At 65.1% G+C, this 22,467-nt stretch carries 22 protein-coding genes and 3 pseudogenes; 18 read left to right on the top strand and 7 right to left on the bottom strand.

Annotation, left to right across the window (positions count from 1 at the left end; translation table 11 throughout):
* Position 1: 1 nt before the first annotated feature.
* The coding region (locus MCHLDSM_RS07175) for a TnsA-like heteromeric transposase endonuclease subunit (RefSeq protein WP_234713910.1) at positions 2 to 591 on the bottom strand (590 nt) is incomplete at its 3' end.
* A gap of 647 nt (positions 592 to 1,238) precedes the next feature.
* Positions 1,239 to 2,369 (bottom strand): lysozyme family protein, encoded by a 1,131-nt coding sequence (locus tag MCHLDSM_RS07170; RefSeq protein ID WP_013470145.1) that lies wholly within the window; start codon positions 2,367 to 2,369, stop codon positions 1,239 to 1,241.
* A gap of 342 nt (positions 2,370 to 2,711) precedes the next feature.
* Here MCHLDSM_RS07170 and MCHLDSM_RS07165 point away from each other — a divergent pair, with 342 nt between their 5' ends.
* A complete protein-coding gene (locus MCHLDSM_RS07165) occupies positions 2,712 to 3,935 on the top strand; it encodes a tyrosine-type recombinase/integrase (RefSeq protein WP_013470144.1) in 1,224 nt (407 codons plus the stop codon).
* Entirely contained in the window at positions 3,935 to 6,313 is a 2,379-nt protein-coding gene (locus MCHLDSM_RS07160) for a tyrosine-type recombinase/integrase (protein WP_048469516.1), read from the top strand. Before MCHLDSM_RS07165 ends, MCHLDSM_RS07160 begins: the two co-directional genes overlap by 1 nt.
* Positions 6,314 to 6,344: 31 nt before the next feature.
* Here the strand turns inward: MCHLDSM_RS07160 and MCHLDSM_RS07155 are convergent, their stop codons facing one another.
* A complete protein-coding gene (locus MCHLDSM_RS07155; RefSeq protein WP_003887760.1) occupies positions 6,345 to 6,704 on the bottom strand; it encodes an Rv2640c family ArsR-like transcriptional regulator in 360 nt (119 codons plus the stop codon).
* A 101-nt stretch (positions 6,705 to 6,805) separates the two neighbouring features.
* Between MCHLDSM_RS07155 and MCHLDSM_RS07150 the strand changes: the two genes are divergently transcribed.
* The 6 genes and pseudogenes from MCHLDSM_RS07150 to MCHLDSM_RS07125 all read left to right on the top strand — a co-directional run bounded on the left by MCHLDSM_RS07150 (position 6,806) and on the right by MCHLDSM_RS07125 (position 10,548).
* A complete protein-coding gene (locus tag MCHLDSM_RS07150; RefSeq protein ID WP_013470142.1) occupies positions 6,806 to 7,282 on the top strand; it encodes an ArsI/CadI family heavy metal resistance metalloenzyme in 477 nt (158 codons plus the stop codon).
* Between the two features lie 57 nt (positions 7,283 to 7,339).
* The gene (locus MCHLDSM_RS07145) at positions 7,340 to 7,852 is read left to right on the top strand and encodes a DinB family protein (protein WP_013470141.1); all 513 of its coding nucleotides are present in this window, start codon (positions 7,340 to 7,342) and stop codon (positions 7,850 to 7,852) included.
* Positions 7,853 to 7,895: 43 nt separating this feature from the next.
* Positions 7,896 to 8,270 carry an ArsR/SmtB family transcription factor gene (locus MCHLDSM_RS07140; protein ID WP_003887763.1) on the top strand — a complete coding sequence of 125 codons (375 nt, stop codon included), beginning with the start codon at positions 7,896 to 7,898 and terminating at the stop codon, positions 8,268 to 8,270.
* Positions 8,267 to 9,340 (top strand): annotated as a pseudogene (arsB, locus tag MCHLDSM_RS07135) (ACR3 family arsenite efflux transporter); the annotation flags it as partial. The gene MCHLDSM_RS07140 and the pseudogene arsB, both read left to right, overlap by 4 nt.
* Positions 9,341 to 9,381: 41 nt before the next feature.
* Positions 9,382 to 10,050, top strand: coding sequence for an arsenate reductase ArsC (locus tag MCHLDSM_RS07130; RefSeq protein ID WP_013470140.1), 669 nt, complete (start codon positions 9,382 to 9,384; stop codon positions 10,048 to 10,050).
* A gap of 30 nt (positions 10,051 to 10,080) precedes the next feature.
* Positions 10,081 to 10,548: an arsenate-mycothiol transferase ArsC gene (locus MCHLDSM_RS07125; RefSeq protein WP_006246586.1), complete on the top strand. Its 468-nt coding sequence runs from the start codon at positions 10,081 to 10,083 to the stop codon at positions 10,546 to 10,548.
* A 306-nt stretch (positions 10,549 to 10,854) separates the two neighbouring features.
* Here the strand turns inward: MCHLDSM_RS07125 and MCHLDSM_RS07120 are convergent, their stop codons facing one another.
* Positions 10,855 to 12,834 (bottom strand): heavy metal translocating P-type ATPase, encoded by a 1,980-nt coding sequence (locus MCHLDSM_RS07120; protein WP_006246587.1) that lies wholly within the window; start codon positions 12,832 to 12,834, stop codon positions 10,855 to 10,857.
* The gene (locus MCHLDSM_RS07115) at positions 12,831 to 13,202 is read right to left on the bottom strand and encodes an ArsR/SmtB family transcription factor (RefSeq protein WP_013470139.1); all 372 of its coding nucleotides are present in this window, start codon (positions 13,200 to 13,202) and stop codon (positions 12,831 to 12,833) included. The genes MCHLDSM_RS07120 and MCHLDSM_RS07115 overlap by 4 nt, the downstream gene beginning before the upstream one ends.
* 116 nt (positions 13,203 to 13,318) lie before the next feature.
* On the opposite strand from MCHLDSM_RS07115, the gene MCHLDSM_RS07110 reads away from it, so the two are divergent.
* From MCHLDSM_RS07110 to MCHLDSM_RS07070, 8 genes and pseudogenes are all read left to right on the top strand, one after another.
* Positions 13,319 to 13,957 (top strand): methyltransferase family protein, encoded by a 639-nt coding sequence (locus tag MCHLDSM_RS07110; RefSeq protein WP_006246589.1) that lies wholly within the window; start codon positions 13,319 to 13,321, stop codon positions 13,955 to 13,957.
* Positions 13,932 to 14,636 (top strand): adenylate/guanylate cyclase domain-containing protein, encoded by a 705-nt coding sequence (locus tag MCHLDSM_RS07105; protein WP_006246590.1) that lies wholly within the window; start codon positions 13,932 to 13,934, stop codon positions 14,634 to 14,636. Before MCHLDSM_RS07110 ends, MCHLDSM_RS07105 begins: the two co-directional genes overlap by 26 nt.
* Positions 14,633 to 15,277: a class I SAM-dependent methyltransferase gene (locus MCHLDSM_RS07100; RefSeq protein ID WP_006246591.1), complete on the top strand. Its 645-nt coding sequence runs from the start codon at positions 14,633 to 14,635 to the stop codon at positions 15,275 to 15,277. Before MCHLDSM_RS07105 ends, MCHLDSM_RS07100 begins: the two co-directional genes overlap by 4 nt.
* A pseudogene (locus MCHLDSM_RS07095) lies at positions 15,278 to 15,703 on the top strand (DsbA family protein); the annotation flags it as partial.
* A 71-nt stretch (positions 15,704 to 15,774) separates the two neighbouring features.
* Positions 15,775 to 16,937, top strand: a protein-coding gene (locus tag MCHLDSM_RS07085; RefSeq protein WP_099156389.1) for an IS3 family transposase whose coding sequence is annotated in 2 segments (ribosomal slippage) — positions 15,775 to 16,059 and positions 16,062 to 16,937 — 1,161 coding nt in all. Because the reading frame shifts where the segments join, the coding sequence is not laid out codon by codon here.
* A 25-nt stretch (positions 16,938 to 16,962) separates the two neighbouring features.
* A pseudogene (locus MCHLDSM_RS07080) lies at positions 16,963 to 17,208 on the top strand (DsbA family protein); the annotation flags it as partial.
* Between the two features lie 79 nt (positions 17,209 to 17,287).
* Positions 17,288 to 17,899, top strand: a complete 612-nt coding sequence (locus MCHLDSM_RS07075) for a methyltransferase family protein (protein ID WP_006246593.1) — start codon at positions 17,288 to 17,290, stop codon at positions 17,897 to 17,899.
* Between the two features lie 26 nt (positions 17,900 to 17,925).
* Positions 17,926 to 18,555 (top strand): class I SAM-dependent methyltransferase, encoded by a 630-nt coding sequence (locus MCHLDSM_RS07070; RefSeq protein ID WP_006246594.1) that lies wholly within the window; start codon positions 17,926 to 17,928, stop codon positions 18,553 to 18,555.
* A gap of 115 nt (positions 18,556 to 18,670) precedes the next feature.
* On the opposite strand, the gene MCHLDSM_RS35815 is transcribed toward MCHLDSM_RS07070, so the two are convergent.
* Both MCHLDSM_RS35815 and MCHLDSM_RS07065 read right to left on the bottom strand, forming a co-directional pair.
* The gene (locus MCHLDSM_RS35815; protein WP_006246595.1) at positions 18,671 to 18,988 is read right to left on the bottom strand and encodes a thermonuclease family protein; all 318 of its coding nucleotides are present in this window, start codon (positions 18,986 to 18,988) and stop codon (positions 18,671 to 18,673) included.
* 59 nt (positions 18,989 to 19,047) lie between these two features.
* Complete coding sequence (locus MCHLDSM_RS07065; protein WP_006246596.1) at positions 19,048 to 19,779, bottom strand: helix-turn-helix domain-containing protein; 732 nt, start codon at positions 19,777 to 19,779, stop codon at positions 19,048 to 19,050.
* Between the two features lie 212 nt (positions 19,780 to 19,991).
* Here MCHLDSM_RS07065 and MCHLDSM_RS07060 point away from each other — a divergent pair, with 212 nt between their 5' ends.
* A complete protein-coding gene (locus MCHLDSM_RS07060; RefSeq protein WP_006246597.1) occupies positions 19,992 to 20,288 on the top strand; it encodes a WhiB family transcriptional regulator in 297 nt (98 codons plus the stop codon).
* A gap of 51 nt (positions 20,289 to 20,339) precedes the next feature.
* Entirely contained in the window at positions 20,340 to 20,975 is a 636-nt protein-coding gene (locus MCHLDSM_RS07055) for a hypothetical protein (RefSeq protein ID WP_234713907.1), read from the top strand.
* The last annotated feature ends 1,492 nt before the right edge of the window (positions 20,976 to 22,467 follow it).

Genomic DNA, 22,467 nt, shown 5'->3' with positions numbered 1-22,467 from the left:
NCCTGCTCGGGAACGTTCGTTTTCTTGCCGGTTATCGTCCAGACGCAGCCCGCCCAAACCGTCCATCGCACAACGAATGCGGTCGAGTGATCGCTGATCGACATATTGCTCTCGGCGATAACCGGCAAGAAAACGAACGTTCCCGAGCAGGATGGGTGGCTGCTCGCTCAACACCCGATACTCCCACCCCAGCGCCTCGAGCACTTCACGCGTCCACTCGCACAGCATCTGAATCTTCGGGTTCTCGGCAAGTCGCTGCGCGCGCACCACATCCACGACGGTGAGTCCGACCCCACTCCCCCACAGAAAATCTGGAATGTGGCGTCGCAGCCGACCGTTCACTACCGCACTCAGCCGGAACGGCTGCGCCACAACGCGGGTAACCGCCGGATCGAAATCCGCCAATAACAGCGAGGAAAGCTCCAAACGCGACTCGTAGATAACGTGGTCGCGTTCAGTAGCGGCCCAATACTTTCCGGAGTAATGACGCTGACCCTGATAGAAACGAAAAGTACGCCAAGGAACCGCCTCCAAGAGGACCGTATCCGAGACCTGACTCGCGGAGCGGACGTCGGCCTCACCGCTGCCCATCCGGTGCTCGATCACAGCCGTGGCCAAATCGACCTCGACACCGCCAGTCACGTCGGACATCCACAAGTAGGCCCGTGCAATGCAATCCCGCGTCCCGNCGGTGCTCGATCACAGCCGTGGCCAAATCGACCTCGACACCGCCAGTCACGTCGGACATCCACAAGTAGGCCCGTGCAATGCAATCCCGCGTCCCGCCCGACCCGGTGCTTCCGCGAACAGCCAAGTGGCACAGAAAGAATCGCGCAGCAAGCCCATGCGTCGCCGACGCCACGCCGATTTAGGCCGAAGGGCTTCCACCAACGGCCAACTGACCGTAGGGATCGAGAAGCGCTCTACCGGTACCACACCTAAGCAACTCCACCCAGCTTGTGATGTCCTCTGAGCATGTGCCTGCCCAGGACCAGAAGCAATAGGCTGGCCACGGAGAATTGATAGTCCACCGCGCCGCGATCGCTCTGGCGCAGTTTTACCCGTGCACACGGGTCGTCCGCGCCGTACTGCCGTGTCTCGACCGGCTACTCAGGCTCTACCAAGCAATGATCAGACCTTTTGCCATCCGACATGTCGAATTCGACATCGTTCGACATTTCATATGGCAATTCGACACGGAGAATGGCAACCTACACGGCCCTGATTTCGGCAGCCGCTCAGTATCCCCTCGGCGGCCTTGTTGGGTCTGCCTGTTGAATTTTCTGCGCGAGATCCGATCCGTCGGCCGAGACGTTGTACCGGCCCATTGCGTAGTTGACGAACGCTGCGCCCTGAGCCACCGGGTCACGCAAAAACGGTGAGGTGCCTGGCTCGTGGTAGGCCCGAAAGGTCGGCTCGATAAACTGGAAGGCGCCCTGGGACGGAGTTCCCTTGACAGCGTTGGAATCCCAGTTGTTTACGGCGTTGATGTCGTTTCCGGACTCCCGGGTTGTCACGACTTTCATGCCGGTGGCCCAATTGCGGCGAGCCCGCGGGTCGGTAATGCCTTTTATGTCGAGCGCTCTGCTAATCGCGGCATCAATCCCGCCCGCAACTGGCGACGAGGCAATGTCGCTGCGGCGCAGCCGCATCCCGGCATGGCGGTCGCCCAGCGGGCGCCGCCCGGAGTGAATCTGCCCGGTCAGATTGGCGGCCTTGGCCAGCTGCGGAAGGTTGAAGCTCGGAAAGCCACCGCCTCGCGAGGAGCCCATCGGCGTACCGATCCCGGCTCCGCCGGCGCCAAATGGTGAGCCCCCGCCTACAGCCGCGCCACCGGCGTACCGCATCGACCGCAGCATCGCCGCCATCTGCGCGTCGCGGGTTTTGTAGGCCTGGACGACTTGTTGTTGTTGGGCGACGCGGTTGCGTAGTGCGACCAGGAGTGCTTTCTGGCCGGCGGGGGTGTTGGTGAACGGGGCTAATCCGTTGGTGTCGGTGGCGGCGCCGTTGACCACTCCGCCGGAGCTGGTGCGTCCGGTGCGGTCGGTGCGGGCGGCCTCGTCGAGCTGGGTGCTCAGCGCCCGGTCGTTGCCGGCCAGGGTGTCTAGGGCCGGGCCCGCGCCGCCGGCGAAGGTGGAGTAGTTGGTGGCCAGCTGCCCCGACAGTGGTGCCATCTGCGCTTGTCCCGAGCGCACCAGCTCCCCGGCGCCGGAGAGCTTCATCACCGAGCCCGCGGCCGGGCCTTGTCCGGAGGCCGGTGGATCGCCGAACAGCGAGTGCGCGCGGCCCAGCACCTCACCGACCTGAGCCACCACCGCGCCAACCGACACGAAACCAGTATCAGCGACCCAGACCCACCACCCAGACACAAAATCTGCTGGCGGCCGGCACTCTCGCTAGCGCGGCTGGGCGCCGGTGTTGCCCGAAGCGGGGTGGACCCCCACAAGCCGCGACCGGCCCCGCGGGCTGAGTCCTCCGCGAACGGCGACCTCGCGTGCTCGCCGAGGCGGGTGGGATGAGTCGAAGATGTGGCTGCGCCCGGCACCCGCGGCCGCGCCCAACACCGAGAAACCTTCCTTCGCAGTCTGGATGTAGGCCAGCGTGCGGTTAACTGCAGTTGGATGATCCACGTGGTGCGGCTGTGCAGGCTCAACTTGTCGGCCGGTGCGTTTAGTCTCCACGCAGATTGAACTTCCGGACCAGGGGCTGTGATGGATGACGGGATCGAACCGAGACTTGTGGAGGTTCTCGATGTCCCGAGGCTTGGTGCGGTCGTTCGCGGCAATGCGGGCTCGTTGCCGTGGCGTTTGGTCGACGAGTCGGGTGCCGGCGTAAACCACGTCAATCTGTGGTTGGCCGACCTGTTCGCGTGCGACAACTCGCCTGCGACGCTGCGCGCCTATGCGTACGACCTACTGAGCTGGAGTCGTTTCCTCGGCGCACTGCAGGTTTCGTGGACTCAGGCAACGCGGGGCGAAGTCCGGGACTGGGTGAGGTGGTACCGGTGTCGCGCGAACCCGCAACGACGCCGCGGATCGAGTGCGGATACTCATCGGCCGACCCCAGGTTCTGTGAACGAGCGGACGGGCAAGGCCTACCTGGAGTCTTCCTACGCGCGGTCGTCGATGAATCGCAGACTGTCGTCGCTCAGTGGCTTCTACGAGTTCGCCCTGGAGTCGGATCTCGGGCCGCTCATCAACCCGGTACCGAAATCGCGCGACGATCTCACTCGACTCGACGTGCACCGCCAGCACTTCGATAACCCGCGCCCCCAAAAGCGCGCGCCTTATCGGCAGAAGCTAGTGGAACGTGCGCCGCGCGCGCTCAGCGACGACCTGTACGAGGAGGTATTTGCATCGCTGAGAACAAACCGCGACCGTGCCATTGTCGCTACGGCGATCTCCTCTGGTTTACGCGCCAGTGAACTGCTCAGCATGCGGCGGGGGATGCTCCATGCCGCCGACCAAACCGCCGATGTAATACCCAAGGGCGGGAATGGAAGTCGTGTCATGGTCCGTATCAGTCCCACTGCGTATCTCTGGATCGCCCGGTACCTTGCTGAGCGCCCCGTGGGTCCGCCTGAAGAGCCAGTCTGGCTGACATTGCGCGGCACACCGCGGCCGCTGAGCTATTGGGCAATGCGACAGATCCTTGAACGCAGCAACGCGCTGCTGGGCTCCAACGTCACGATGCATGACTTCCGGCACACCTTCTGCATGCGTCTCGCCCAGGACGAGAACATGACCATCGCGGAAATGCAGGAGCTGATGCGGCACGCGTCGATCGCCAGCACCACACGCTACCTGCGACCCACCGTAGCCGAACTCGTCGACAAACTTGATCAGCACTGGAATAGACCCCCGTCACCGCAGCCCACGCCGGCGAAAGGCTATGCGGCAGAAGATCTCCAAGTTCTTTTCGGTCGGGCATTCTGATGGCGCGGGTGCTCACGCGTGCCCAGTCGCTGGCGAGTTCGTCTGCGTTTGCCAACCATCCAGTCGAAGTACTGCCTTCGCTGTCCCCGACGCCCGAGGACCATCCGTGGTTCGGAAACACTGTCACCTGCGCCGAACGTGAACGCATCATCACTGCGCGACTTCCGCTCGTGATGGCACGGATGAGTGAGAAGTACCGCAGCGAGGCAGTAGCCCGCAGCGGTGCACGGCTCTGGCTGAGTCGCCTATTGGACTGGCTGGATGGCTTTGTCGGCGACAGTTATCAAGACCGTTGGATCGCCAGCGATTCCGATCGCCAGCCGAAGGCGTGGTGCCCAGCCTTATCAACCGGATCGCATACACGGCTTGGGGCAAGGCTGTCGATCAACGCACTCATAATGCTGGGGGTCATTCGTCCCGGCCATGACTGGTTGATCGAGAACAAGCAGGCGCGGTTCTACCGTGACTGGACGACCACGCACGAACCGAAGGCGTGGGATCGCTACTTCGCCGCCGCGGAGCACGAGGGCGCACCGGAAGTGAAGAAATGGCGAACCGCCACCCACCTGGTACGTATCAGCATCTGCAACGGGCTGCCAATCACCGAGCTGCACAGCCAGCATGTGTTGGCCTACCGAGACTTTCTCGTCTCGACCGGCAGGATGCCGGGGGATCTTCTCGCCATGTGGCACTACGGACGCCGCGGCGGACTGTTCGCCGGTGAAGCCGACGACCTGCGGCACTACCTCATCGCCAAACGTCTCAGTCCCACCGAACTGGTCGACCGCTTCAATGTGCGAGCTCCCAGCGTGCGAGGACTGTTGATCGCCTACCTCGCCGAGATCGCCGTCGGTCAGGACTACGCCAGCCTGGACGGAACCAGCCGAAACCTGGTGAAGCTGTTCTGGAAACCGATCGAAGACGCCAACCCCGGCATCGACACAATCAGTTTGACGAAGGCCCAGGCATCCGCCTGGAAAGAGTGGTTGCGCACCAAACCGGATGGGACTCCGCGCCGGCACGCCGAGAGCATTCTGGGAGCGGTCCGCAGCTTCTACCTCGACGTGGCTGCCTGGTCCCACGAGGATCCCTCGACGTGGGCCCATTGGGCTGTCTCATGCCCGGTCAGCATCCGCGACGTCCGAGGCCAGCAGAAGCGCCGGGCCCAGCGGGCACACCGCATGCATGCCCGCACCCGCACCCTCACCCCGCACGTCGATGCACTCGTCGCTGCAGCCCGGCGGGCGTACGTGCAAGCAGCAGAGCTGCAAGCGGTCGCGACGACAGCGCCGTTCGGTGAACCGTTCGCCGTGCACGGGAGCACCTACATCAAGCACACACCGGGCAAGCGGGCCGACCGAGTGCGCATCCATGTTCTGCAGGATGGATCGGAGAAGCGGGTTGACATCCACTACACCGTGACACGGGCCTTCATGACCTGGACGATCATCGAGGTGTTGCGCCACACCGGTATCCGGATCGAAGAGATGCTGGAGCTGACCCATCTGAGCATCAAGCAGTACCGCAAACCCGATGGCACCGTGATACCGCTCCTGCAGATCGCACCGAGCAAGACCGATCAGGAGCGGATATTTCCCTGCAGCCCGGAGTTGACCACCACCTTGGCGCGACTGGTCGAGTTCGTCAGCATCGATGGCCGCGTTCCGCTGTGCTGCCGAATCGACACACAGGAACGCCAGGTGTCGGCGCCGATGCCGCATCTGATCCAGATCCGAGAGGGTGGACGGTCGCGGGTAATCAACCAGTGCACGGTCCGAAAGTGGTTATCAGAGCTGGCCAACAGCATGGCCTTGAAGGACGCTGACGGTACTTCGCTGCATTTCACGCCACACGACTTTCGCCGGATCTTCATCACCGACATCGTCAACGCCGGGTTCCCGATCCATTTGGCCGCAAAGATGGTGGGCCACAACAATATCGAAGTCACGCGCGGCTACACCGCGGTGTATCAGAAAGATGTCTTCGAGGCATATGACCGGTTCATCGACAACCGTAGACAGGCACGGCCATCGGCCGAATACCGTGAGCCCACCCAAGCCGAATGGGACGAGTTCGTCGAACACTTCGGCCAGCGCCGGATCGCGCTCGGCAATTGCCACCGCCCCTATGGATCTGACTGTTCCCATGAACATGCCTGCATCCGGTGCGATTTCTGCGAGGTTGAACCGGCCCAGGCCGCAAGGCTCGATGAGATCCGTGACAACCTTCGCCTCCAGGTGGTCGAGGCCCAAAAGAACCGGTGGCTGGGCGACGTTAACCAATTACGCCTCACCATTGAGCACGCCGACCGCAAGGCGGCGAGGCTGGCAGCCCTCACCGAGGCGGCCCCGGTACTCCTTGCCGCGCACACGTCCTGACGCGAGCAGTAAGGGACCGTCCTTCTGACAGCTAGGTGCAGCAGTTGGGGTCGAGGACGACGCAGAGTGCCTGCAGGGCTTCGGGTTTGACGCGGTGAAAGACGTTCATGCCGCGCCGGTCGGAGATCACCAGCCCGGCTTTGCGGAGCTGGCCCAGGTGGTGGCTGACGGTGGATTCACTCAGGTCGAGCACCGCGGCCAGATCGCCGCTGGTCTCTTCGCCGGGGCGTGAGCTGAACAGCAGCGACATCATCTTGACCCGCACCGGGTCGGCGAGCGCCTTGAGCCGCATCGCGACCTGCAGGGCATCGGCGTCGCTGATCGGGCCCGCGGCGACCGGGGCGCAGCACACCGGGGCGGACATGTCGATCACGGGCAGCGCTTTGGGCATGACCCCATCCTGCCACCTGTCTTGACATATATCAAAAAGGTGGCATCCTGAGGTCGACGCGCCAGTTCGATATATGTCTCATCCCTAGTGGGAGGTCCATCATGTCCCGTATGCAACTCGCCCTCAACGTCGATGACCTCGACGAGGCGATCACGTTCTACACCAAACTGTTCGGCGTCGACCCCGCCAAGGTCAAGCCCGGCTATGCCAACTTCGCCGTCGCCGAGCCGCCGCTGAAGCTGGTGCTGCTGGAAAATCCCGGTAAGGGCGGCACCATCAACCACCTCGGCGTCGAGGTCCAATCCAGCGACAAGGTGCACGCCGAGATCGCCCGCCTGACCGGCGAGGGGCTGTTCACCGATGAGGAGATCGGCACCACGTGTTGCTTCGCCACCCAGGACAAGGTCTGGGTGACCGGGCCGGCCGGAGAGAAATGGGAGGTCTACACGGTGCTGGCCGACTCCGACACCTTCGGCACCAGCCCACAGCACCTCGACGATTCCGCCGACGGCGAGGGTGGGGTGTGTTGCGGCGGAGCCTCCAAGGAGGCTGACCCCGCCGCAGCGTCCTGTTGCTAGCCGATCGCACCTGCCGCGGCCGTGGTCACATGGCCGCGGCAGGCGCATGATCGGGGCATGGACCGCGATGCCATCGCTGCCGATCTGGAGCGCGCGCGTGTCACGTTCCACCAGCTACTGGCGGCCGCCGGCCCCGACGACTGGGATGCGCCGACGCGCGGAACCCGGTGGACCAACGAACAATTGCTGTTCCACATGGTGTTCGGCTACATGGTCGTGCAGCGGCTGCTGCCCCTGGTGCGGGTGATGGGCCGACTACCTGACCGCGTCAGCGGGGCATACGCCCGGTTGCTCAACGCCGCGACCACGCCGTTTCATCAAATCAACTACTACGGATCATGCGCCGCCGCCATGGTCTACAACCGGCGCAGGATGGGCGCCAAACTCGACCGGGTCATCGACTCACTGCAACACCGGCTCGCCCGCGAGACCGACGACACCCTGCGGCGCGGCATGCATTTCCCGCCGGGATGGGATCCGTTCTTCTCCGACTACATGACGCTGGAAGACGTCTACCGCTACCCCGGGCGCCACTTCGACTTCCACGCCGCCCAACTCACCTTCACCTGACGTTTCATTTGCCAACAACTTCGATATCCGTCAATATTGATGTATGTCGAAGTCGCAGGAGTCGTTGACCGACGGGGACGCGTGCTGCCCACCCGGGGCGCTGCTGCGCGAACCCCTTACCGCCGCGGACGCGGCGGACATGGCGGTCAAACTCAAAGCGCTGGCCGATCCGGTACGCCTGCAGCTGTTCTCCGCGATCGCCAGCCACGCCGGTGGTGAGGCCTGCGTCTGCGACATCTCCGCCGACATCGAGGTGTCACAACCGACCATCAGCCACCACCTCAAAGTGCTGCGCGACGCCGGGCTACTGACCTCACAGCGCCGGGCCTCCTGGGTGTACTACGCCGTGGTGCCCGACGCGCTGGCCAGCCTCGCCGTCCTGTTCGGCATTGACGCAGCCGCCGGGGTGTCGGCATGACCGACACCACCACCCCGGCCCCAGCGGTCGTGGGCAAGCTCTCCACCCTGGATCGGTTCCTGCCGCTGTGGATCGGCGCGGCGATGGTCGCCGGGTTGCTGCTGGGCCGCTGGGTTCCCGGCTTGAACACCGCGCTGGAAAGCGTTCAGCTGGACGGGATTTCACTACCCATCGCTCTTGGCCTGCTCATCATGATGTACCCGGTGCTGGCCAAGGTCCGCTACGACCGCCTCGACACCGTCACCGGCGACCGCAAGCTGCTGCTGTCCTCACTGGTCCTGAACTGGGTGCTCGGCCCCGCGCTGATGTTCGCGCTCGCGTGGCTGCTGCTGCCCGACCTGCCCGAATACCGGACCGGCCTGATCATCGTCGGCCTGGCCCGCTGCATCGCCATGGTCATCATCTGGAACGACCTGGCCTGCGGCGACCGGGAAGCCGCCGCCGTCCTCGTGGCGCTCAACTCGATCTTCCAGGTCATCATGTTCGCCCTGCTGGGCTGGTTCTATCTGTCGGTGCTGCCCGGCTGGCTCGGCCTGGAACAGACCACCATCGACACCTCCCCGTGGCAGATCGCCAAGTCCGTGCTCATATTTCTGGGCATCCCGCTGCTGGCCGGCTACCTGTCGCGCCGGCTCGGCGAGAAAACCAAGGGCCGTGACTGGTACGAGGCCAAGTTCCTGCCCCGGATCGGGCCGTGGGCGCTCTACGGGCTGCTGTTCACTATCGTGATTCTCTTTGCGCTGCAAGGCGACCAGATCACCCACCAACCGTTCGACGTCGCCCGCATCGCCCTGCCGCTACTAGCGTACTTCGCGATCATGTGGGGCGGAGGCTACCTGCTCGGCACCATGCTCGATCTCGGTTATGAGCGCACCACCACCCTGGCGTTCACCGCCGCGGGCAACAACTTCGAACTCGCCATCGCCGTCGCGATCGCCACCTACGGCGCCACCTCCGGCCAAGCCCTGGCCGGCGTCGTCGGCCCGTTGATCGAAGTCCCGGTCCTGGTCGGGTTGGTCTACGTGTCCTTGGCGTTGCGCAACCGGTTCCACCACCACACCTCCCAACACCTTCCTGCCGACGGCTCGACGACGAGAACGGAACCCAATCCATGACTGACAGCCCCGTCACCCACGAGCTTCGCCACGATCTGTCCATCGACCAGCAACTCGCCCTGAAAACCGCGGCGACCCGGCTGGGCGGTGAGTTCGATGGCACCTTCGGTACCGAAACCATCGAACGGTTCTTGCATTCGTCCTACGACCAGTTCGCCGGCCGGGCCACCATTCCGAACTTCCTGCCGCTGTTGGCCGAACGGTTCGCCCGCCAACGCCTGCACGCCCTGGCGAGAGTGGAAGGAAAGATCAGCGACGGCAAACCGACCGTGTTGTTCCTGTGCACCCACAACGCCGGCCGCTCGCAGATGGCGCTGGGCTACTTCACCCACCTGGCCGGTGACCGGGCCGTCGCCTGGTCCGGTGGATCCGAACCCGGCAACGAGATCAACCCCGCCGCGATCGCTGCCATGCACGAAGTCGGTATCGACATCACTGGCGAATACCCCAAACCCTGGACCGACGAAATTGTGCAGGCGGCCGACGTCGTCATCACCATGGGCTGCGGGGACGCCTGCCCGATCTTCCCCGGGAAACGCTACGAGAACTGGGAACTGCCCGACCCCGCCGGCCAGGGCCTCGACGCCGTCCGCCCGATCCGCGACGACATCGAAGAACGCGTCCACCGTTTGTTGGCCGACCTGAACGTGCCCGTCACCCGGTAGCCGCGAAAACCTCAAGGGAACACACCGAATATGGCTGACACATCAGTGTTGTTCGTCTGCGTCAGTAACGCCGGAAAATCGGTCATGGCCGCCGGGCTCATGCGCCAGATCGCCGGACCGACCATCCACGTCAGCTCGGCGGGCACCCGCGCCAAGACCGCCGTCAACGACCTCTCGGTACAAGCCTTGGCAGAAGTCGGCGTCGACATCAGCGACCATCAGCCCGCCCAACTCACCGCGCAGATGCTCGACGACGCCGACCTGGTCGTCATCGTCGGCAGCCAAGCCCACCTCGACGAGTACTGTCCCGGCGTCACCATCCAGCGGTGGGATACCGACGAACCCTCCTTGCGCGGCATCGACGGAATCGACCGCATGCGAATCATCCGCGACGACATCACCACGCGCGTCCAGGCCTTGGCCGCCAACCTTTCCACCGCGATCACACCACCCACCGGCCAGCCATCCCGATCCAACGCGCGTATTGAGCGAAGCTAGATGTATGCGTGTGGAACTTCTCACGAGCCCGGGATGTCCGAATGCGGCGGCGGCTCGGCGCTTGCTCGCCGAGTGTCTGTCTGAGGTTGATATCGCTGAAGATGTGGTGGTGGAAAGGGTCGGTGGATATCCATCGCCAACAGTGCTCGTTGATGGTATGGATGTCATGAAGCCGGGCACTGAGCTGGCAGCTGATGCGTGCCGATTGGACCTTCCGACCAGGGATCGCGTGCTGGCGGCGCTTCGGAGTGCGACGCCGTTGACGTGATCGATCCGGGGTCTTACCCCGATGTTGCGGCCCCGAGTTCAGCTGGCTGCCGTGGTCTTCTGGTTGCGGGTGTGGGCCAGCCGGTGGGAGTCGGTTCCGGTTTCGATGATGGTGCCCCCGAGGGGCTTGGTGCGTCCGGCGCGCACGCCGTTGGCGATGACGACGATTTCGGCGAGTTCGTGCACCGCGACGACCGCGGCCAGCCCGAGGACACCGGTGAGGGCGAGCGGAATGAGCACCGTAATCAATGCCAGTGAGAGGCCGACGTTTTGCAGCATGATCCGCCTCGCGCGCCGCGCGTGGGCCAGTGCTTGGGTGAGGTGGCGCAGGTCTTCACCCATCAGCGCGACGTCGGCGGTTTCGATGGCCACGTCGGTGCCCATCGCGCCCATGGCGATACCCAAATCGGCAGTGGCCAGGGCCGGGGCGTCGTTGACGCCGTCACCGACCATGGCCGTCGAGGAACGTTGGCGCATTTGACCAATTAGCGCGGCTTTGTCTTCGGGCCGCAGATCGGCATGCACGACCTCGATGCCCACCTGCTTGGCCAATGCGTGGGCGGTCGCTTGGTTGTCACCGGTGAGCATGGCCACCTGATACCCGCCGCGGCGCAGCTGGGCGACGACGTGGGCGGCTTCGGGCCGCAGCTCATCGCGCACCGCGACTGCCCCGATGATCTGGTCGTTGTCTTCGATGAGCACGGCGGTGGCGCCGGCGGCCTGCATGGCCGCGACCTGGCCGGCCAGCGGGCCGGGGTCAAGCCAGCCGGGGCGGCCCAGCCGCAATCGACGGCCATCCCGCGCGCCGGTCAACCCGGCACCGGTGACCGCCTGCACGTCATCAGCCGGTTGCACGGGGCCCTGCGCGGCGGCGAGAATCGCTGCCGCGAGGGGGTGTTCGCTGCGGGCCTCCAACGCCGCCGCCACATCCAGCACGTGCTCGCGGGTGGCGCCGTTGGTGGTGGCGACGTCGATGACGGTGGGTGCGTTGGCGGTCAGGGTGCCTGTCTTGTCCAGCGCGATCGTGCGGACCGCGCCCAGGGCTTCCAGCGCCGCCCCGCCCTTGACCAAGACACCGAGCTTGCTAGCCGCGCCGATCGCGGCGACCACCGTGACCGGCACCGAGATCGCCAGCGCGCAAGGAGAGGCCGCCACCAACACCACCAGGGCACGTTCGATCCACACCAGCGGATCGCCCAACACGCTGCCGATGGCGGCGATGAGGACCGCGGCGATCATGATCGCGGGGACCAGGGGTTTGGCGATGCGGTCGGCCAGGCGCTGGGCTTCGCCCTTGCGGGACTGCTCGGCCTCCACGATCGCCACGATGCGGGCCAACGAGTTGTCAGCAGCAGTGGACGTGACCTCAACCTCCAGCACGCCGGTGCCGTTGATCGACCCGGCGAACACCTCATCACCGGGCCCGGCCTCTACCGGCACGGATTCGCCGGTGATGGCCGAAACATCCAGCGCCGTGCGCCCCGACACGATCGTGCCGTCGGTGGCGACGCGTTCGCCGGGCTTGACCAGCATCCGGTCACCCACCGCCAACTCTGCTGGGGCGATGGTGGTTTCGGTACCGTCGCGGAGCACGGTGGCCTCATCGGGCACCAGCGACAACAACGCCCGCAGACCTCGGCGGGTGCGGGCGAGGGAGTATTCTTCGAGGCCCTCGCTGATGGAGAACAGGAACGCCAGCATGGCGGCCTCGCCGACCTCGCCGAGGATCACCGCGCCGACCGCGGCGATCGTCATCAGCGTGCCGACCCCGATCTTGCCCTGCGCCAGCCGGCGCAGCGTCGAAGGCACGAACGTGTAGGCACCGATCACCAAGGCGAGCGCATACAGGCCGATTTCGACCGCATGGGGGCCGCCGGACCAGCCGACCACATAGCCGGCCAAAAGCACCACGCCCGCCACCGCGGCGGCGCGCAGTTCGGTGATCTCCCAAAGCCGTTCGGGTTCCTGCTCGTCCTCGCCGGGGCGGTCGTCGCTGCCGCAGCCGCACGCCTCACTCATCGCCCAACCTTCTTCCGCTCAGTCGGGTGGCCGTAGTTGGGGCACAACGCCACCGCGTTGCCGGTGGCCTCCAAGACAGCTTCGGCGGCCCGCAACATGTCCAGTAGTTCCGGGCGGGCCAGCCGATACACCGAGGCGCGGCCCTGCGGCCGGAAATCCACCAGCCCGCAGTCGCGCAGGCACGCCAGATGCGCCGACACCGTCGACTGCGCCAACCCCAACTCGCCGGTCAGATCCACCACCCGCGCCTCACCGACCGCCAGCCGGCGCAGGATCGCCAACCGGGTGCCATCCGAGAGGCTGTGAAACAACGCCGTCGCCGCATCCACATTCCCGCACATCGCGGGATCGACCGAACCACTTTTCATCGCCACACGACGATGATAGCGTCCAACACTATTGATCGGTCAACCCCGCCAACATCGATACAACCCGATGGATGAGGACGCAGGGCGGGGACGGGCCGACCGGGAAGGAGCAGGCGATGGCACTGACTGCACTGGGCCTGTTCGCGATGTTGATGCTGGTGATCGGGGCCTGTCGGCGCCGGATCCAGCTGGCCCGCATCGGCGACAGCGGCAACCGGCGGGGTTGGCGGCCCGACGGCACCCTGGAATGGTGGGCGCTCGCGCTCGCCGACGTGGGCTATCTGCTGGTCGGCGTCGGCGCCCCAGCGGCGGCCCTGGCCGGGCTCGCCCCACTGCGTTTCGCCGACCATCTGCTGGTTCATGCGACTGGGATCGCGGTTGCGGTGGTGGGCATCGGGCTGACCTTGCAGGCCCAGCTGGGGTTGGGGGCCTCGTGGCGGATCGGGGTTGATGAGACCGAACGCACCGAGCTGGTCACCGGCGGCCCGTTCGCGATTGTGCGCAACCCGATCTTCACCACACTGCTGCTCACCCTGACCGGCCTGACGCTGATGGTGCCCAACCCGATAGCGATCGCCGGCCTGCTGATCGCGATCGCCGGCATCCAGCTGCAGGTGCGCGAAGTGGAAGAGCCCTACCTGCGCCGCGTCCACGGCCACACCTACCGCGACTACACCACCCGAGTGGGGCGCTTCCTACCGTGGCTCGGCCGCACCAGAGATGAGACCAATGATGCTGCCCGACACTACACCTGACTTCGACACGGTCGAGGCGACGGCGGCGTTTGTCGACCTGGCCGGCTACAGCATCCTCACCGAAATCTGCGGCGACCACGAAGCCGCCCAGCTCGCCGCGCGGCTTGCCGACCTGGCACAGGCTGCACTACAACCGGGCGTGAGGCTGGTGAAGACGATCGGGGACGCGGTCATGTTGACCGCCGACACACCCACCCAGATGCTGGCCACCCTCACCGACCTGGCAGAGCAGGTCGCCGGCGAGGACGGGTTCCTGGCGCTGCGCGCCGGAATCCATCACGGACCCGTCATCGCCCGCGGCGGCGACGTGTTCGGCCACACCGTCAACATCGCCGCCCGCATCACCGCACTCGCCGGGGCCGGCCACGCCGTGATCACCGACCCGATCGCGGCTGCCGCTACCCGACAAGGCCTGTCCACCCCAGCGATCGGTGCTCCGCCGCTGCGCAGCATCACCACCCCGATTCCGCTACACACGCTGGCCCTGACCGAGGCCCGCTACCCCCGCGACCCGGTCTGCGGCATGCGGATCAACCCGGAAACCGCCCGGGCGCGACGCCGCTACCAGGACCGGGATTGGTGGTTCTGCTCGACCGACTGCGCCCACCAATTCACCACCACCCCAAGCACTTACACATCGACACTCCCGGTCACCGCCAGTGAACGGCAGCCGACATGAGCCGCCCCTGGGGCCGCAACCGGCTCAAATTCGCCCTGGCCGGACCGCTGTTCGAAGCCGGCAACCGGTTCATCCCCGGCCGACCCCATGACCGGCTCGCCCAGCTCGTCGCCGACCAGAAACCGAAACGAGTGCTCGAACTGTGCGGCGGCACCGGCTACGCCGCCCGCCTGCTCGCCCGCAAATCCCCGAGCACACGAGTGGATTGCCTCGACATCTCCCCGGAAATGCTGGCCGTCGGCCGCCGCTACCTCACCCGCGCCGGGATCGGTACCGTGGCGCTGCATGAAGGTGACGCCGCCGCACTGCCGTTCGGCAATGACACCTTCGACGTGGTGATGAGCGTGTTCGGCTGGCACGAACTGCCCACCGACATCCGCCACCGCGCCATCGACGAAGCCATCCGCGTTCTACGTCTCGCCGGCCAGGTCATCGCCATCGACCTCGACCCACCACCCACCGCCCGCACCATCTTCGAGACCTACATGCGGCTCGCCGAACGACCCCACGCCCGCGACGTCCTGGGCACCGGCCTGGCCGACGCATTCACCGCACACGGACTGGCCGTCACCACCCATCTGCCCGCGCGCAGCTGGGCCGCCCCGTTCCAGATCGTCCACGCCCACAAAAGAGGTATCTGAATGGCGCGCACCAGCCGCATCCTGCTCACCGCGTTCGTCATCGCCGCCATGGCGATCGGGGCGCTGGTCTACCTGTCAGTGCGCGACCGCGACTCGACCACCACGGCACAGCCCGATACCGGCGAGGCCGGGCAGGTGGTGCGCGAGAACAGCCACCGACTCAACACGGTGCCCGACAGCACGGTGACGTTCGTGGAGTTTCTCGACTTCGAATGCGAGGGCTGCCGCGCGGTCTACCCAGAGATCGAAAAAGCGCGGGCCGAATACGGCGACCGGGTGAATTTCGTGATCCGCTACTTCCCGCTGCAAGCCCACGTCAACGCCGAGCGGGCCGCCCGCGCGGTGGAAGCCGCCGCCCAGCAAGGCCAACTGGAGGCGATGTATCGCAAAATGTATGACACCCAAGCCCAGTGGGGTGAAAAGCAAAGGGTCTGCTGCACGAATAGGTGACATCTGAGTTGGCTTGCCCAGCATGGGCGGGCTGGAAGGATGTCCCCATGGCAAGGCCCTACCCCCGCGAGTTCCGCGACGACGTCGTCCGGGTCGCTCGCAACCGCGATGACGGTGTAACGATCGAGCAGATCGCCACCGATTTCGGAGTGCACCCGATGACGCTGCAGAAATGGCTCCGTCAGGCCGACATCGACGAAGGCACCAAGCCCGGCAAGAGCGCCAGCGAGTCCGGTGAGCTGCGCGAAGCCCGACGGCGGATCAAACTGCTAGAGCAAGAGAACGAGGTGCTGCGCCGGGCCGCAGCGTATTTATCGCAGGCCAATCTGCCGGGAAAAGGGTCTACCCGCTCGTGAAAGAGCTCGCCGCCGACGGGATCCCCGTCGCGGTGACGTGCCGGGTACTCAAGCTCTCCCGCCAACCGTATTACCGCTGGCTGGCCGACCCCATCACCGAGGCCGAACTCATCGAGGCCTACCGCGCCAATGCGCTGTTCGACGCGCACGCAGACGATCCGGAGTTCGGCTACCGCTACCTCGTGGAGGAGGCGCGCGATGCCGGCGAGCCGATGGCCGAGCGCACCGCATGGCGGATCTGCTCGCAGAATCGACTGTGGAGCGTGTTTGGTAAGAAACGCGGCAAGAACGGCAAAGTCGGGCCGCCGGTGCACGACGATCTTGTCGAGCGTGACTTCACCGCTGAAGGGCCAAATCAGTTGTGGCTCAGTGACATCACTGAGCACCGCACCGGTGAGGGCAAGCTCTACCTCTGTGCGATTAAGGACGTGTTCTCCAACCGGATCGTCGGCTACAGCATCGACTCCCGAATGAAGTCACAACTGGCCATCCGGGCACTACACAGCGCGGTAGCCCGACGCGGAGATGTCGCGGGGTGCATTCTGCACTCGGATCGCGGATCTCAGTTCCGGTCAAGGAAATTCGTACACGCCTTGAATCAACACGAGATGGTCGGCTCTATGGGCCGTGTCGGAGCCGCCGGCGACAACGCCGCCATGGAGAGCTTCTTTAGCCTGCTGCAGAAGAACGTGCTCGACCGCCGCCGCTGGGACACCCGAGAACAACTCCGCATCGCGATCGTCACCTGGATCGAGCGCACCTACCACCGGCGCCGCCGCCAGTCCGGCCTCGGGCGGTTGACCCCGATCGAATTCGAAGCAATCATGACCACACCGGCCAGTCAGGCCGCGTGACCGAAACTGTCACCTGATCGTGCAGCAGACCCAAACCCCAGCCGATGACGTATTCCGCGGATTCGCAACAGAACTCGGCCTGGACATGGCCGAGTTCGACGCGGCCTACGCCAATCCCGCCACCCTCGAACGCATCCAACTCGACATGGCCGACGGCCGCGCCTTGGGCGTGCAGGGCACCCCGACCTTCTTCCTCAACGACACCCGCATCCAGCCACACAGCTATGAAGACCTAGCCCAGGCCTTCGATCAAGCGCTCGCCGAGAACTAGGCGCGGCCTGCCGCATCCATCGGCTTGACCGCCCCTCTCCACATCGACACTCATCTCAGTCCGGCCAGGAGGTTCACCCATGCCCGCCACCGCGCTCGTTCTCTACCTGGTCTTTGCCGTCTTAGGGTTCGGCTGGCGCAGCTGGACCCAGCACCGCCGCACCGGCTCGACCGGGTTTCGCGGCATCCACGGCCGGCCTGGCTCGCTGGAATGGTTCGCCGGCGCCGGATTCATCGCTGCCATCCTCGCCGGGGCGGCCGCACCGCTGCTGCAACTGCTCGGCATCCTCACCCCGATCGCGCTCCTGCAGGCGCCGTGGATTCAGGTGGGCGGGACGGTGCTGGCGGTGGCGGGTATCGCGGCCACCCTCTACGCCCAGCGCGACATGGGCGAGTCCTGGCGGATTGGCGTCGACCCCAGTGAGACCACCACATTGGTGCTCCGTGGTGTGTTCGGGCTGGTGCGCAACCCCATCTTCACCGCGATGCTGATCTTCGCCGCCGGCATCACCCTGATGACCCCCAACCCGCTCGCCCTGGTCGCGTTCGTCGTGCTGCTGGCCACCATCGAGCTGCAGGTCCGCGTCGTCGAAGAGCCCTATCTCAACGCTATCCACGGCCAGGCCTACCGGGACTACTGTGAGACGGTCGGCCGGTTTGTTCCCCACATCGGACGCACCCGAATCGTCTGACTGGCCGACTCGAATCGAGGTGAACCATGGCCACCGGTGATCGCACCGCCCGATGGAACCGATACTGGGACAAGAAATCCCGTACCTACGACCGCGAAATCGGATTCTTTGACCGCCACCTGTTCGGCGACTCCCGCCAATGGGTCTGCAGCCAAGCGGCCGGCACCACCCTGGAAGTCGCCGTCGGCACCGGCCTCAACCTCGAGTTCTACCCCGACACCGTCACGCTGACCGGGATCGACTGGAGCGAACAGATGCTCGACCTGGCTCGTCAACGTGCCGCCGACCTCGGCCACCCCGCCACGCTGCAACAAGCCGACGCCCACCACCTACCGTTCGACGACGCCACCTTCGACACCGTCGTCTGCACCTTCGGGCTCTGCGCCATCCCCGACCACACCAAAGCCCTCAACGAAATGACCCGCGTCCTGCGCCCCGGCGGACAACTCATCCTGGTCGATCACATCCGCAGCAGCGTCGCCCCCGCCCGAGCCGTGCAACGCTTCCTCGAACTGTTCACCGTTCCCCTCGGCGGCGAACACTTCCTGCGCCGCCCCCTCAACCACATCCGCAACGACCCCAACCTCGACATCGAACGCGTCGAACGCTTCAAACTCGGCCTCGTCGAACGCCTCACCGCCCGCAAAACCACGTAACCCGACGCGAACTCACCGACCATCCAGCTAGAGCTGTCCCACATCAACAGCTCAGCCGCGCCCTCGAAGGCTCCAAAGACTCCGACTGATGACCGGCCCCGGTGAACCGGATTGACTAGTGCAGATAAGTCCGCCCATACCGATCCCGCGCGTCCTGGCTCGGATCGCCCACCAGTACCACTCGCTTGTTCAGCAACGTAGCCTCGGCGAACTCAGTCGCCTCAGCGCCCCAACACTGAGCAGGCGGCTTAGTCTCCGGAGTATTGATCCCTAGAACCCGCACGCGCAGTCGGCCACGCCCGTCGTCGCGCACATCGAGGGTGTCACCATCGACCACACGCAACACCACAGCGGAACCAGACTCCGCAGAGACCGGGGCACACCCGGCCAACGCGGCGACACCGAACAACAGGGCGAGCAGTCCTGGACGCATACAACCATTTTCGCGCAGCAGACACACGCCACATGCACAAAAATGCGGCCTGGCGGTCTCTAGTGGTCTGAATCCAGGTCCTGGATGAGTGCTTCGATGCGCGCGGCCTTCTCCGCATCGTCAACCGCTGCGCCGTTCTCCACCGCCACGACGAGCTCATCCGGCAACCCGCTGATCGCCGCGACCTCACTCGCAGTCAGATTGGTGCGATGACGCGCAGCGTAGAGCCTCTGACCCAGCGTTGCGGCCGGATGCTCGCTAGTGCGCAGCATCAGCTCGTCGTAGCGGCGCCGAATCACGCCGAGCGCCTTGACCACCTCCACTGCTGACCCGCGGCTATGCCGTACCGCCCGGGCTCCTATCTGTTCCAACTTGCGCAGATCGGCCAGAATCACCGAGGCGTGATCGACGAACTCTGGTGCATCGGCCGGCGGCAGATCGGCGATAGCTTGATCAAAACGAATGAGCGCTGGCTGGACCGCATCAGCCACCAACGACGCCAAAAATTCGCCATCGGCGCTGTCTGCGCTGCCAGTGCCCATGAAAGCCTCTGCCGGTTCGCCGTCGCGGATACGCGCTATCGTTCCCGCCGGCCACTGCAATATTTCTTCGAGCACGTGTCTAGTGCGTTCACGCGGCCAGGTGCGCCCCTTCTCGAAGCGGATCAGCGCAGTCGCGTTGATGATCCCCTCACGGGCGAGCTGGCGCTGAGAGATCCCGAGTTCGCGCCGCCGAGCTGCGACGGTCGCGCCGGCACGAGCAATGCCAGGGTCCGGTGCGCCGTCTTCCACGGCGTCAGTGTAACCAGCAGGTATCGGCCGATCGGGATATCGCACCCGCAAAAGGAGTCATCGGTGGCGGCGCAGGTGCTTGCGTTCTAGATTTCCCTGGTTTGTGGCCGCTATCTCTCCTGGGTGTGCGTTGCAATACGATGAAAATATTGCACTGCGATACTTTAGTGCTAGAGTCCAGATCATTCGATAGCTCAGTGGGAGGAGCTTCAGTGACCGTGACACTCGAACGACCGGTAATCCGCAGCAGCAATGCACAGCCCTGCGTCTCAGACCCCGACAGGTGGGCGGCCGGCGGCAACGACCCCGAACTCAAGACCCTCTGCCGGGGCTGCCCCCGACGCTGGCAATGCGCCAAGGATGCCCTCGACACGCCGGGCGCCGAAGGCATGTGGTCCGGGGTGCACCTGCCCAAAGAGGGACGCGGCCGCAAGTTCGCGCTGCGCCAACTGCGCTCCTTGGCCGCTCACGGCGGTTTCGACGTTGCAGAAGATCTCGACGACGAATAGGTCCGGCGGGCGGCCATCCTCATGGATAACCCCCGCGAGGGACGAAACACAATGCGCCAGAACATCATTGCGATCCTCAGCGCGGCCGACGAGCCACTGAGTACCGCACAGGTCTACGCGGCCCTGGCTCAATGCCTCACCACCAGCAGCGTTCGCCGGCATCCCGCCACTCACGAACGTGTCTACCGACAACTCCTCAGCCTCCAGCGCAACGGCACCGTGCAGCGCACCTCCAAACACGGCCGGCACGTCTGCTGGTCAATGGCAACCGGCCAACGGCTGGCTGTGCCCGTCGCGTCGAACGGCCCCAGTGACATAACAGGCCTGCAGCCGGCAGCCCAGGAATGCGGCGCCGGCAGGGATCACCCAACGGCATCACCTGCAAGAGCGCTCGATGTGAGCGGTCGCATCGCAGTGCGGACATCCGACGAAACGGTGACCATGACTTATGGCCGGCCCGGTATCGACCGCTGCCGTGCTGTGATCGGGCAGCACGGATACACCACCATGCTGCGTGTGCAGCTCAACTACAACGCCCTCACAGCCGACGATATCGAAGCTGTCGAGCGCGCTATCGCCGAAATCGCCTGTCGAATGGTCCGTCTCGCGGCGGCGCAACGTCACGCCAACAGCCCTTTGTTCGGAGTCGCGCACGTCATAGAGAACCTCAACCGGCGGCGGCTATGACCACCCCCAAGGAGTCCGCCAATTCGACGATCGTCTGACCATGGTTGACGCAGAGCCCGAGCCAGTGACCCGGCACTGTCTGCGGCTGGCCGTGCACCCCTACTCCAGAGTCTCCCAACGGATTCGCCACCTACGGGGCGATAGCGGTGCCTTGTCGGGCAGTCAGTATCTGGCTACTCGCGCCCCGAGCTGCCGCCTCCGTGGACTCCAAGCCAAGGAGGTATCCCCACACACCAGCGACTAACGCCGCTACCTGGCCACGACCACCACCAGTGGCGACCAGGTTGCCGCACATGACATTTGAACAACGCGAGAGCCTCAGAAACGGCGAAACCCCCGGAGTACCAGTCCGAGGGTGAACGCCATCTGAAGTTATCCGAGTTACCAGGCTCGGCTCGTGCTCTCGCCCCTATCCCTAGGGAGCTGTCGTGCAAGACACCTCTCACGGTAGCGCACGCCCGCGTGGAGCACCAGTCGTTGCGCACCGTGAACGCAGATTGGCGGGACCAGAAAAGGTTGACCGCGGGTACCGCGGAACGAGCAAAACCAGGCCGCGACGCGGCACCGCCCGTACCCGCTCATGCCGGCAACGACAGGCCAGCCAGACCTCGTCGGCAGCAACGCAGCACTTCCTGCACCAGTTATCCCACGAGGTAGCCGGCCGCACACCAACAGCGATTCACCTCGAACTCGACGAAGATACCTACGCCGGCGTGCCATGCTGGCTGTCCGGCGAACAACGATGGGCCCGCGTCGCGGTCCCCATCGCCTACCTCAGCCACTACGACACCAAAGTCCGCCCCGCGATGCCGAGCAACCCCATCTCATTGCGCGCCCTCGTACGTGTCGCTGAGGCACGAGCCCGCTACGCGGACTGGACAACCGGGCGCAATAGCCGGCCAACCAATGCGCGGCTTGCCCGCGATACCGGTCTGTCCGTACGCACCGTGCAGCGGGCCGACACCACTCTGCGGTTGTTGGGCTTGGCCACGGAGGTCCTGCGGGGTAGGCAGCGTACCCGTGCAGAGCGGTTCGCGTCCTGGCGCGTCGGGGATCGTCACCGCGGTTGGGCATCAGTGTGGGCGCTGCATCACGCGCCGGTCCTACCCCTGTCACCCCACCCCCGTAAGGGGTCTCTTTTAAGTTCTTATCTCTTGATCTCTAGTAAAAAAGTTGTATCCAGCTGCGCCGGGGGCCATACGGCCCACACAAGAGGCGGCGCTCCGCGCCCAGCATCGACAAAGGAGATCCGCCGGCGACGACCAGAAATTGCCCCAACGCCACGCGTGGCCTACTTGTTGGCTTGTGACTGGCTCCGTGACGAACGAACACCGCGGTGGGCGCGTCAACACTCCCCCAAGGCATGGGCAAGGATTCTGGCCGCGCTGGCGGCTCACCTGGCGGTGACAGTCTGATTCGGGACCAGTGTGACGGTCTGATTCGGGACCCACCCGGGCTTCGGCGTGGCGTCGTGACGGCTTGATCTGGACCC

This window comes from Mycolicibacterium chlorophenolicum, from assembly GCF_001044235.1.
Lineage (GTDB): Bacteria > Actinomycetota > Actinomycetes > Mycobacteriales > Mycobacteriaceae > Mycobacterium > Mycobacterium chlorophenolicum.
The sequence above is the reverse complement of the archived record's forward strand: the minus strand, read 5'-3'. Positions and strand labels throughout refer to the sequence as shown.